The organism is Streptomyces sp. NPDC035033 (genome assembly GCF_040636735.1).
GTDB lineage: Bacteria > Actinomycetota > Actinomycetes > Streptomycetales > Streptomycetaceae > Streptomyces.
This window is the reverse complement of sequence record NZ_JBEZUZ010000047.1, coordinates 45,335-57,250: the sequence shown is the minus strand read 5'-3', so window position 1 is coordinate 57,250 and position 11,916 is coordinate 45,335. Positions and strand designations below refer to the sequence as shown.

Genomic DNA, 11,916 nt, shown 5'->3' with positions numbered 1-11,916 from the left:
TCACCACCGGCTCGTACCGGGGCAACAACCACACCTTCACCTACGGCGTGCCCGCGCGGCGGGGAGGCGCGCGTCAGACGAGGAGGTCCACGCAGTCGAGGGCGGTGCCCGGGCTCAGGAAGCCCGTCCCGGTCGAGCCGCTGACGACGTTCACCCTGAGGACGTTGTACCGGGACGGATCCGTCCGCCACGCGCTCGCGGGGACGCTGTAGGTGAAGGTGTGGTTGTTGCCCCGGTACGAGCCGGTGGTGAGGGAGCGGGTCGACGGCTGGGCGGGCGGTGACGGGATCGCGGAGACCCAGGTGTCGTTGACGGTGACCCGCGGACGCCCGTTGAGGAAGGCGGTGGTGACGCCGATCCGCAGGGTGTGCGCGGCGGCGGCCTGGGCGGCGGTCAGCCGGAAGTACACCAGGAGGCCGTCGTTGACGTCCTTCCACAGGTAGCAGGGGACGGAGCCGGAGACGTCGGTGCCGTCGACGACGACGTTCCCGGTCCAGGCGGCGGCCCGGACGTCGGCGGGGTGGGCGTACGTCATCAGGGCGGCGTTCTTGAAGCCGGCGGGGGTGCCGTCCCAGTCGCCGAGGCGCCAGACGGCGGGGGCGGTGGCGGGGTCGCCGGTGATCGTGATCGTGTGGAGGGCGGTGGCGGTGCCGGCGGTGACGGTCACCGTGGCGGTGTGCACGCCGAGTTCGCCCTTGTAGACGGTGAGGGTGTACGTGCCGGGCAGCATGCCCCGGCAGGAGAAGGCACCGGTGCCGGCGGCGGCGCGGGTCCAGTACTGGGCGTCGGCGTTGGCGAAGCCGATGGTGTACGGGTGGGCCGGGTCCATGCCCTTGAGGCCGACGCCGGCGACCCGGCCCCGCCCGGCGGCGCCGACCCAGCCGGGGATGCCGAGCGGGTCGACCCAACTCGTGTCGTGGTGCGCGGGGAAGAGGGCGGGGTCGGGGGCGCCGCCGTCGGTGAAGGCGAGCAGGTAGGGGCCCTGGAGGCCGAGGCGCATGGGCTCGGTCTGGGACTGCTCGTAGTGGAGGATCTCGTAGAGGCCGGCGCCCAGTTCGTTGGAGTGGCGCAGCAGCGAGCGGTAGAAGGGGCCGCCGGAGGCCTTCTCGTGGTTGGAGCGGATCATCCAGAGTCCGACCGTGCCGGTGGTGTGGCCGATGTGGTCGTAGTCCATGACGCGGACGCCGGAGTAGTGCTTGGAGCGGGTCTGTCCGTCGGCGCGCCGCCAGACGTCGCCGGCCTCGATGACGGTGTCGGCGCCCTCGACCCAGGAGTCCGGGCCCTCGTTGGGGAAGACGCCGGGCCTGAGGCGGGCGATGAAGCGGGTGGCGGTGACGGAGGCGTCGGCCTTGTCGGTCCAGAGGTAGACGTTGTCGAGGCCGGAGCGGACCGCGTAGTAGTGGCGCAGGGTGCCGTGGACGACGCCGATCAGGACGGTGGCGCCGACCTGCCGGAGGGTGACGGTGGAGGCGCCGAGGCCCGACTCCACGTGGGAGTGCTTGCCGCCGTACCCCTCGTACTCCTTGCCCTTGTAGAGCAGGGAGGTGAGGTCGCCGGTGGTCTTGGAGACCTTGACGACGAGGCCGGCGCCGGTGGCGACGACGTAGTGCGCGCCGTCGTCGCTCCAGCCGAAGCCGGCCGCGGCGGCGGGTCCCGCGCCGGCGGCGAGGGCGGTGGCGGTGGTGGCGGCGGCCGCGCCGAGGACGGTCCGGCGGCGGACGGGGTGGGTGTGCACGGGGCGGCTCCTTCGGTGGCGGTGGGGGATGGCAGCCGTAGGTCGCCGCCGGACGGGAAAGGGTTGCCCCTCCGTTCGAAACGTTTCAAGGACATTCCGGGCCGGTTCCCCCGCGATTTGTTATCGATGTTGACTAATGAGGAGGGGGTCCCTACGGTCGTCGCAGTTCCATGGAGAAAGCGCTTACTATCCGCGTCCCGCCCCGGGACGGGGAGAAGGAGAGTCCATGAGAAGTGCCCCGGGACGGAGCCGGGTCCCCGTCCGGCTCGCCCTCGCCGCCGCGCTGGCGGCCGCCCTCACCGCCGTACCGGCGTCGGCGCAGCCGGGGGCGGAGCGGTACCCGGACCTGAGCCGCGAGGTGCTGCCGGCCGGTGACGGCTGGGCGGCCGCCGGGAGCGGCACCACCGGCGGCGCCGCCGCCGACCCCGCCCACGTGTACACCGTCCGCACCCGCGCCGAGCTGGTCCGCGCCCTCGACGGCGGCAGCGCCACCCCGAAGATCATCCGGATCGCCGGGACGATCGACGCCGACACCGACGACGCGGGCCGCCGGCTCTCCTGCGCCGACCACGCCACCGACGGCTACCGGATCGAGGAGTACCTCGCCGCCTACGACCCCCGGGTGTGGGGCGCGGCGAAGCCGTCCGGGCCGCAGGAGGACGCCCGGCGGGCCTCCGCCGCCCGCCAGGCCGAGCGGGTCGTGCTCGCCGTCGGCTCGAACACCACCCTGATCGGCGCCGGCCCGGGCGCCGGACTGCGCGGCGCCGCCCTCCAGATCGAGAACGCCGAGAACGTCATCGTCCGCGACCTCGAACTCGCCGACGCCTACGACTGCTTCCCCGTCTGGCAGCCCAACTCCGGCGGCCTGGGCGACTGGAAGTCCGCGTACGACACGCTGTGGCTGCGCGGCGCCCGGAACGTCTGGGTCGACCACGTCACCTTCAGCGACAAGGGCCACCCGGACGCCGCCGAACCGACGTACTTCGGGCGGAACTTCCTCCGTCACGACGGGCTCCTCGACATCACCAACGGCTCGGACCTGGTGACGGTGAGCTGGAGCCGCTTCGCCGGCCACGACAAGGCGATGCTGATCGGCAACGGCGACGGCGTCGTCACCGACCGGGGGAAGCTCCGGGTCACCCTGCACCACAACGAGTTCACCGGCGTCGTACAGCGGGCGCCGCGCGTCCGCTTCGGCCAGGTGCACGTCTACAACAACCGGTACGTGGTCCCCGAGGACGCCCACGACTACCGCTACTCGCTCGGCGTCTCCACGGAGTCCGCGGTCGTCGCCGAGCACAACTCCTTCACCACCCCGGCCCACGTGGAGGCCGCCGACCTGGTGAAGAGCTGGAACGGCACCGCGTTCCAGGCGCGCGGCAACGTCTTCAACGGCTACCCGGTCGACCTGCTGACCCTCTACAACGCCTACAACTCCGGCAGCGAGCGCGACCTGACGGACCAGGTCGGCTGGACCCCCGTGCTGCACGGGCCGGTCGAGTCCGCCGCCGCGGCCGACCGCGCGGTGGCCCGGCACGCCGGCGCCGGCCGCGCCGGCCGCTGACCCCCTCCCCCCCTTCCCAGGAGCTGAGCCGTGTTCCCCTCCTCCCCGCGGCGCACCGGCCGAGCCGGTGTCCGCGCCCTCCTCGCCGGCGTCCTGCTGGCCGCCCTCGCCCCCGTCCTGCCCGTCCACGCCGCCGCCCCGGACGCCGCGCCCGCGTCCGCGTCCGCCGCCGGCACCTCGGTCGCCGGCGCGGAGGCCGGCCGCTGGTCAGGCACCGCGCACGGCTTCGCCTCGCTCGCCGGCGGCACCACCGGCGGCGCCGGCGGCGAGACCGTCACCGTGACGGACGCCCTGGAGCTCGCCCGGTACGCGGCGGCCCCGGAGCCGTACGTCATCCAGGTCTCCGGCGCGCTGACCCTCCAGCCCTTCGGCACCGAGATCGCCGTCGCCTCCGACAAGACGATCCTCGGCCTCGGCGACACCGCCGCGCTCGTCCACGGCGGGCTGCGCCTGAACCCCGGCACCCACAACGTGATCATCCGCAACCTGACGATCCGCGACACGGCCGTCGAGGGCGACTGGGACTGCAAGAGCACCGACCACGACGGCATCCAGATGGACTCCGTCCACCACGTCTGGATCGACCACAACCGCTTCTCGCGGATCTGCGACGGCCAGCTCGACATCCGCAAGGACAGCGAGTACATCACCGTCTCCTACAACCGCTTCGAGGACAACAACAAGACCTTCGGGATCGGCTGGACGCCGAACGTCCGCACCCAGATCACCATCGACCACAACCTGTTCGCCCACACCAAGCAGCGCAACCCGTCGGCCGACAACGTCGCCTACGCGCACCTGTACAACAACCACCTGACCGCGCAGAACGACCCGGCAGACCCGGTGTGGACGTACGGCAACTGGTCCCGGGGCCGCACGAAGATGGTCATCGAGAACAGCTACTACGAGGACGTCCAGCACCCCTACCAGGCCGACGCGACCGCCGAACTCGTGCAGCGGGGCTCGGTCCTGAGGAACACCAGCGGCCGGCACGAGACCCGCGGCGACGCCTTCGACCCGCGCGCCTTCTACCCGTACGCGCTCGACCCCGCCTCCGCCGTGCCCGCCCTCGTCGGCCGCTTCTCCGGGCCGCAGAAGAAGATCGGGACGCCGCTCGCGGGGGCCGGCGCCCGCGCCGCCGCGCTCGCCGCCGACTGGACCGACGACACCGCCGACGGCTTCGCCTCGGTAAACGCCCTGGGCCAGAACGGGACCTACGGCGGCCGGGACGGGCGGACCGTGCTCGCCACCACCCTCACCGACCTGGAGAAGTACGCGACGGCGGCGGAGCCGTACACCATCGTCGTCCAGGGCACGATCACCATGGTCCCCAAGGGCCGCGAGATCAAGGTGGCCTCGGACAAGACCATCGTCGGCGCCGGCACCTCCGGGCACCTCGTCGGCGGCGGCTTCTTCCTCGGCGCCGGCGTCCACAACGTCATCATCCGCAACCTGACGATCCGTGACTCGTCGGAGGGGATCTGGAACGACGACGCGCACGACTTCGACGCCATCCAGATGGACGGCGCCCACCACGTCTGGATCGACCACAACTCCCTGCGGAACCAGGCCGACGGCCTGATCGACAGCCGCAAGGACACCACCTACGTGACGATCTCCTGGAACCGGCTGAGCGACAACAACAAGACCCTCGGCATCGGCTGGACGGAGAACACCACCGCCGCGCTCACCCTCCACCACAACTGGCTGTACGAGACCCAGCAGCGCAACCCCTCCGCCGACAACGCGGCCCGCGCGCACCTCTACAACAACTACCTCCAGGACGACCCGGCGGGCCCCGTCGCCGTCGCCTACGGCAACCACGCGCGGGGCGCGACCCGGATGGTCCTGGAGAACAGCTACTTCAAGGGCGTGCGGAACCCCGTCACCAAGGACGCGACCGCCGCCCTCGTCCAGCGCGGCAGCGTCTTCGACGGCACCAGCGGCCGCAACGAGTCCGGGCCCGACTCCTCCGGGGCGGGCGCCTTCGACCCCCGGGCCTCCTACCCGTACGCCCTCGACCCGGCGGCGGACGTGCCCGCGCTCGTCACCGCGGGCGCCGGGCCGCGGGCCGCGATCGGCGTCCTCGCGCCGGCGGTGATCACCGTCGCGCAGGACGGCTCCGGCGACCACACCACGGTCCGGGCCGCCGTCGACGCCGTCCCCACCGGGAACGCGCTGCCCGTCACCATCGCCGTGGCGCCGGGGGTCTACCGGGAGACCGTGAGGATCCCGCGCGCCAAGCGGTTCGTCACCGTCCAGGGCACCGGACCGAGCCGGCGCGACACCCGGATCACCTACGACAACTCCGCCGGCACGCCGAAGCCGGACGGCTCGGGGACGTACGGCACCAGCGGCAGCGCGACCTTCGCCGTCGAGGCGGACGACACCCGGCTGCGGAACCTCACCGTCGTGAACGCCTTCGACGAGGCCGCCCACCAGGCGCGGCCCGGCCACCAGGCGGTCGCCCTGCGCACCGCCGCCGACCGGATCGACCTGTACGGCCTGATCGTCGAGGGCGACCAGGACACCCTCCAGACGGACTCGGCCGCCCGGGACGCCGTCGGGCGGGTCCGGCTGACCAACTCGTACGTCGCCGGGAACGTCGACTTCGTCTTCGGCCGGGGCACCGTCGTCCTCGACGGCTCGGTCCTCACCCTGCGCAAGCGGTGGGACGGCTCCTCCGCCGGGTACGTGACCGCCCCGTCGACCGCCGCCGGCGCGCGGGGCCTGCTGATCACCCGGTCGGTGATCGACGGGGACGTCGCGGCGGGCAGCTTCCACCTCGGGCGGCCCTGGCACGCGGGCGGCGACGCCGCCCTCGACCCGCAGACCGTGGTCCGCGACAGCCGCCTCGGCGCGGCGGTCCACCCGGCGCCCTGGACCGACATGGGCGGCTTCTCCTGGCGGGACGACCGCTTCGCCGAGTACCGCAACCTCGGCCCGGGCTCCGGTCCGGCCTCCGCCGACCGGCCGCACCTGACCGACGAGCGGGCCGCCGACCACGAGGTCGCGGACTGGCTGGGCGACTGGACGACGTCCGGCTGACCGCGCGCGGCACGGGACCGGGCCCCCGCGGCGGGGGTCCGGTCCCGTGCCGCGCCGTGCCGTCAGGCGAAGCCGCCCCGGAGGGTGGTCCGGCCGCCGTCGCGGCCGGTGAGGACGACGGTGTACGCGTCGGCCGAGGCGTCCCGGACGCCCTCGGCGTGGTTGTACTGGGCGGCGAAGGTGTGCGGGCCCGCCGGGACCGTGCGGCCCGCCTTGAGGGTCCAGCGGTAGACGAGGGCGCCGGGCTCCTCCCCGACCGTGACCGTGAAGTCGTCGGCGGGGCGGGTCTGCCAGTGACCGGTGGTGACGATCCCGCCGGTGAGCGCGACCCGCAGTTCGACGGTGAGGCCGGTGACCTCGCCGTCCGTGGTGAGGGCCAGGTCGCTCTGCGCCCACCAGCGGTTGCTGCCGGCGTCGACGGTGCCGGCCGCGCGGGCCGCCGGACCGGGCGCGGCGAGCCCGGTCGCGGCCGGGGCCGGGGGCCGGCCCTGGAGGGTGGTGACGGCGAGCCCGCCGAGGACGGCGACGCCCGCGACGGTGGCGGCGACGGCCGCGGTCGCCGCCCAGCGGCGGCCGGCCCACGGGGCGCGGCCGGGCGTCCGGTCCCGGCGCGGCGGCGGGGCGGCCATGCCGCGCTCGACGCGGGCGAGCATCCGGGCGCGGTCGGGCCGGTGCGCGAGCGCCGCCTCGCGCAGCTCGCCGCGCAGGCGTGTCTCGTCCATCAGCGTCTCCCCGCGGCGAGTTCGGTGGCGGCCCGTCCGCCGAGCAGCTTCTGCAGTTCGGCCATGCCCTTGGCCGTCTGGCTCTTGACCGTGCCGACGGAGACGCCCAGGGCCAGGGCGGTGTCCCGTTCGGAGAGGTCGAAGGCGTGCCGGAGGACGACGCAGGCGCGCTTGCGGAAGGGCAGGGCGCGCAGCGCGGTCCGGACGTCGACGACGGCGGGCACGTCCGGGTCCTCGGTGTGCTCGGGCCGCCGGTCCCAGAAGGCGGCGATCCGGCGCCGCTCGCGGACGGTGCCGCGGATGCGGGTGCGGACGAGGTTGGCGACGACGCCCCGGGCGTAGGCGGCGGGGTGGTCGGCGGCGCGGACCCGGTCCCAGCGGTGCCAGAGGGCGAGCATGGCGTCGGCGGCGAGGTCGTCGGCGGCGTCGGTCTCGCCGGTGAGGAGGTGGGCGAGGCGGGCGAGCTCCGCGTAGTGCCGGTCGAAGAACTCCCGGAACTCGGCGGCGTCGTCCCGCGGTTCGCCGGCACGGACGCCGAAGTCGCCCCGTGCGCCCCGGGGTTCGCCGGGAGGGACGCCGTATCCGCCCTGTTCGTCCCGGGGTTCGCCGGACGGATCAGGGCCGGACACGGCCGGCCTCCGGCTGGTCGGGGGCGGGCCCGGTGCCAGCGCGGACGGTGAGGCGGGGGGCGAGGAGCTCGGTGCCGCGGGGGCCCTCGCCGCGCAGCCGGGCGACGAGCCGTTCGACGGCGACGCGTCCCATGTCCTGGGCGGGCACGGCGACGGCGGTGAGCGGTACGGAGGCGTGGGCGGCGACCTGGTCGGGGCAGAGCGCGGCGACGGAGACGTCCTCGGGGACCGCCCGGCCCTGGTGGCGCAGGACGGCGAGGAGCGGTTCGACGGCGGCCTCGTTCTGCACCAGGAGGGCGGTGGTGCCGGGGCGTTCCTCGAAGATCCGGGCGACGGCGGCGGAGACGGCCGCGTAGGTGCCGTCGACGGGCCGGTGGAGCAGGTCGACGCCGTGCGCGGCCGCGGCGGCGCGGATCCCGGCGAGGGTGCGCGCGGCGTAGCCCGTGCCGCGGGCGTGGACGGCGGGGGGTTCGCCGAGGACGGCGAGGCGCCGGTGGCCGAGGCCGGCGAGGTGGTCGACGCAGCGGGCCCCGGCGGCGGCGAAGTCGAGGTCGACGCAGTCGAGGCCGTCGGGGTCGGCGGGCAGGCCGATGAGGACGGAGGGCCGCTCGGCCTCCCGCAGGCAGGGCAGCCTGGGGTCGTCGAGCTCGACGTCCATGAGGATCATGCCGTCGGCGATGGCGCTGCCCTCGACCCGGCGGACGGCCTCGGGCCCCTCCTCGCCGGTGAGCAGCAGCACGTCGTAGCCGTGGGCGCGGGCCGTGGTGGTGACGGCCATGGCGATCTCCATCATCACCGGCACGTAGAGGCCGGTGCGCAGCGGCATCATCAGGGCGAGGATGCTGGTCTGACTGCTGGCCAGGGCGCGGGCGCCGGCGTGCGGGCGGTAGCCGAGCTCGTCGATGGAGTGCTGGATGCGCTCGCGGGTGGCGGCGGAGATGGACCGCTTGCCGCTCAGGACGTAGCTGACGGTGCTGGCCGACACGCCGGCGTGGCGGGCGACGTCGGCGAGGGTGACCACGTGCGCGCTCCTCGGCTGGTCCGGGGTGGTGGGGGTGCCCGTCGGCGACAGGGACCCCCGACCCTAAGCGTCCGCTCGTCGGACTGTCCAGGCGGGGCGCGAAGAGTCCAAGGACCGGCGGGCCGCGCGGGGTTGTGCGGGGGCGCGCGGCGCGATGGGATGGAACCCGTCGCGCAAGCGCTTTCCGGCGGGTGCGAGGGCCGCGCCCCGCACCCCGCCCTTCCCCCTTTCTTCCTCCCCCTCCCTCCCTTTCCCTTTCTTTCCCTTTCTTTCCCTTTTCTCCCTCCGGGGAGTTCCTTCCGACGGGAGCACCATGACCGATCTGCCCTGGTACACCTCGTTCGCGCCCGAGCGGGGGACCCTGCCGCCGCGCGCCTGGACCGCGGAGTCCGACGCCGCCCGGCTGCCGCTGGACGGCGACTGGGCGTTCCGCCTCTCCCCCGCCGCCGACGCGGCGGACGCCTCCTTCGCCGAGCCCGGGTTCGACGCCGGCGGCTGGCGCACCGTCGCCGTGCCGGGGCACTGGGTGCTCCAGGGCAAGGACGGGGAGTTCGGCGGGCCCGCGTACACCAACGTCGTCTACCCCTTCCCGGTGGACCCGCCGCACGTGCCCGACGAGAACCCGACCGGCGACCACCTGCGCCGGTTCGACCTGCCGGACGGCTGGCCCGCGGACGGCGGCGCGGTGCTCCGCTTCGACGGGGTCGAGTCCTGCGCCCGGGTGTGGCTGAACGGCACGGAGCTGGGCTGGTTCAAGGGGTCCCGGCTGGCGCACGAGTTCGCGGTCGGCCCGCTGCTGCGGGAGCGGGACAACGTGCTGGCGGTCCGCGTCCACCAGTGGTCCTCGGGCTCGTACCTGGAGGACCAGGACCAGTGGTGGCTGCCGGGGATCTTCCGGGGCGTGACGCTGCTGCACCGCCCGCCGGGCGCGCCCGGCGACTTCTTCGTGCACGCCTCGTACGACCACGTCACGGGCGCCGGCGAGCTGCGGGTCGACTGCGACGCGCCGGGCCGGGTGCGGGTGCCGGAGCTGGGGCTCGACCTGGCGACCGGGGAGTCCGTCACGGTGCCGGTGGAGCCGTGGAGCGCCGAGGTGCCGCGGCTGTACGAGGGCGTGCTGACGGCCGGCGGGGAGCGGATCGGGCTGCGGATCGGCTTCCGCTCGGTGTACGTGGAGGACGGCGTCCTGAAGGCGAACGGGCAGCGGATCCTCTTCCGGGGCGTGAACCGGCACGAGTTCCACCCGGAGCGGGGCCGCGCCCTGGACCCGGAAACCATGCGCGCGGACGTCGAGCTGATGAAGCGTCACAACATCAACGCCGTGCGGACCTCGCACTATCCGCCGCACCCGGCCTTCCTCGACCTGTGCGACGCCTACGGGCTGTGGGTGATCGACGAGGGCGACCTGGAGACGCACGGCTTCGAGGAGCTGGGCTGGCGGGGCAATCCGGTGGACGACGAGCGGTGGACGCCGGCGCTGCTCGACCGGGCGGCCCGGCTGGTCGAGCGGGACAAGAACCACCCGTCGGTGGTGCTGTGGTCGCTGGGCAACGAGTGCGGGACGGGCGCGGGGCTGCGGGCGATGGCCCGCTGGATCCGGGACCGCGACCCCTCCCGGCCGGTGCACTACGAGGGCGACCGGTCCTGCCCCGACGTGGACGTCTACTCCCGGATGTACCCGCCGCACGCGGAGGTCGAGGAGATCGGCCGGCGCGCGGACGGGGGGCCGGAGCACCGCCGCGAACTCCCCTTCGTCCTCTGCGAGTACGCGCACGCGATGGGCAACGGGCCGGGCGGGCTCAGCGAGTACCAGCGCCTCTTCGAGACGTACGAGCGCTGCCAGGGCGGTTTCGTGTGGGAGTGGATCGACCACGGCCTGGCCCACCCGGTCCACGGGTACGGGTACGGCGGCGACTTCGGCGAGGAGCTGCACGACGGGAACTTCGTCTGCGACGGGCTGCTCTTCCCCGACCGCACGCCGTCGCCGGGGCTGGTCGAGTACAAGAAGGTGATCGAGCCGGTGCGGATCGCGCCGGGCGGGCGGCCGGGCACGGCCCGGGTGACCAACCTCCACGACGTGGCGGACCTGTCGGCGCTCGCCTTCCGCTGGGAGTTCCTGGCGGACGGCGTCCCGGTCGCGGACGGCGTCCTGGACGTGCCGTCGCTGGCGGCCGGGGAGAGCGCGGAGGTGCCGCTGCCGGCCGCGCCCGCGCGTCCGGCGGGCGCGGAGACGGTGTGGACGGTGCGGGCGGTGCTGGCGGCCGGCACGGCGTGGGCGCCCGCCGGGCACGAGGTGGCCTGGGGCCAGCTTCCGGTGTCCCCGGCCCGGCCGCTGCCGGGCGGGACCGGCGCCGGGCCGGTCGCGGCCGGGGACCGGATCCTCCTCGGCCCCGCCGTCCTCGACCCCCGCACGGGCGCGCCGCTCTCGCTCGGGGAGCTTCCGGTGACCGGTTTCGGGCTCGACGTGTGGCGGGCGCCGACCGACAACGACGAGGGCGCGCCCTGGCAGCCGGACGTGCGGTACGGCCCGCTCTGGCGGGAGCTGGGCCTGCACCGGATGCGGCACCGCACCGACGCGGTGGAGGCGGCCGGCGGGGGCCTGACGGTCCGCACCCGGGTGGCGCCCGCCGCCCGGGACTTCGGCCTGGCCGTCACGTACCGCTGGACGTCCGACGGGACGGCGGTCCGGCTCGCCGTGGACGTCGTGCCGGAAGGCGCGTGGCCGGTGCCGCTCCCCCGGCTCGGCGTCCGGCTCGGCCTGCCGGCCGCGCTCGACCGGGTCGAGTGGTACGGCGGCGGTCCCGGCGAGGCGTACCCGGACACGCGGGCGGCGGCCCGCCTCGGACGCTGGGGGTCCACGGTGGCCGGCCTGCAGACGCCGTACGTGCGCCCGCAGGAGAACGGGGCCCGGACCGGCACCCGGTGGCTGGAGCTGTCGGACGGGGAGGCGGGCCTGCGGATCGCGGGCGAGCCGGAGTTCTGGTTCACCGCCCGTCGCTGGACCCACGCGGAGCTCGACGCCGCCGTGCACCGCCCGGACCTGGTGCCGGGCGAGGTCCTGTGGCTGAACCTGGACCACGCGCTGCACGGCATCGGGTCCCAGTCCTGCGGCCCGGGCGTGCTGCCGGAGCACCGCCTGGAAGCGGCCCCGGCGTCCTTCTCGCTCTCCTTCGCGCCGCTCGGGTGACGTTGAAGCA

Annotated in this window: 7 protein-coding genes; 3 read left to right on the top strand and 4 right to left on the bottom strand. The window is 74.8% G+C overall.

Features of this window, described 5'->3' with window-relative positions:
• Window positions 1-73: 73 nt before the first annotated feature.
• The gene (locus tag AB0E83_RS20315) at window positions 74-1,735 is read right to left on the bottom strand and encodes a rhamnogalacturonan lyase B N-terminal domain-containing protein (RefSeq protein ID WP_362113363.1); all 1,662 of its coding nucleotides are present in this window, start codon (window positions 1,733-1,735) and stop codon (window positions 74-76) included.
• Between the two features lie 226 nt (window positions 1,736-1,961).
• Here AB0E83_RS20315 and AB0E83_RS20310 point away from each other — a divergent pair, with 226 nt between their 5' ends.
• Both AB0E83_RS20310 and AB0E83_RS20305 read left to right on the top strand, forming a co-directional pair.
• Window positions 1,962-3,299 (top strand): polysaccharide lyase family 1 protein, encoded by a 1,338-nt coding sequence (locus tag AB0E83_RS20310; protein WP_362113360.1) that lies wholly within the window; start codon window positions 1,962-1,964, stop codon window positions 3,297-3,299.
• Window positions 3,300-3,329: 30 nt separating this feature from the next.
• Window positions 3,330-6,347: a pectinesterase family protein gene (locus AB0E83_RS20305; RefSeq protein WP_362113357.1), complete on the top strand. Its 3,018-nt coding sequence runs from the start codon at window positions 3,330-3,332 to the stop codon at window positions 6,345-6,347.
• A 62-nt stretch (window positions 6,348-6,409) separates the two neighbouring features.
• Here the strand turns inward: AB0E83_RS20305 and AB0E83_RS20300 are convergent, their stop codons facing one another.
• The 3 genes from AB0E83_RS20300 to AB0E83_RS20290 are packed head-to-tail and all read right to left on the bottom strand — an operon-like array spanning window position 6,410 to window position 8,719.
• The gene (locus tag AB0E83_RS20300; protein WP_362113354.1) at window positions 6,410-7,069 is read right to left on the bottom strand and encodes a hypothetical protein; all 660 of its coding nucleotides are present in this window, start codon (window positions 7,067-7,069) and stop codon (window positions 6,410-6,412) included.
• Window positions 7,069-7,698, bottom strand: a complete 630-nt coding sequence (locus tag AB0E83_RS20295; RefSeq protein ID WP_362113351.1) for a SigE family RNA polymerase sigma factor — start codon at window positions 7,696-7,698, stop codon at window positions 7,069-7,071. Before AB0E83_RS20295 ends, AB0E83_RS20300 begins: the two co-directional genes overlap by 1 nt.
• A complete protein-coding gene (locus tag AB0E83_RS20290) occupies window positions 7,685-8,719 on the bottom strand; it encodes a LacI family DNA-binding transcriptional regulator (protein WP_362113348.1) in 1,035 nt (344 codons plus the stop codon). Before AB0E83_RS20290 ends, AB0E83_RS20295 begins: the two co-directional genes overlap by 14 nt.
• A 313-nt stretch (window positions 8,720-9,032) precedes the next feature.
• On the opposite strand from AB0E83_RS20290, the gene AB0E83_RS20285 reads away from it, so the two are divergent.
• On the top strand, window positions 9,033-11,906 hold the full coding sequence (locus tag AB0E83_RS20285) for a glycoside hydrolase family 2 TIM barrel-domain containing protein (protein WP_362113345.1): 2,874 nt from the start codon (window positions 9,033-9,035) through the stop codon (window positions 11,904-11,906).
• Window positions 11,907-11,916 lie beyond the last annotated feature (10 nt).

Excerpts from the sequence above, each read along its gene's own strand:
- AB0E83_RS20310 (WP_362113360.1), top strand. The coding sequence starts at position 1,962 with ATGAGAAGTGCCCCGGGACGGAGCCGGGTCCCCGTCCGGCTCGCCCTC.
- AB0E83_RS20285 (WP_362113345.1), top strand. The coding sequence starts at position 9,033 with ATGACCGATCTGCCCTGGTACACCTCGTTCGCGCCCGAGCGGGGGACC.
- AB0E83_RS20300 (WP_362113354.1), bottom strand. The coding sequence starts at position 7,069 with ATGGACGAGACACGCCTGCGCGGCGAGCTGCGCGAGGCGGCGCTCGCG.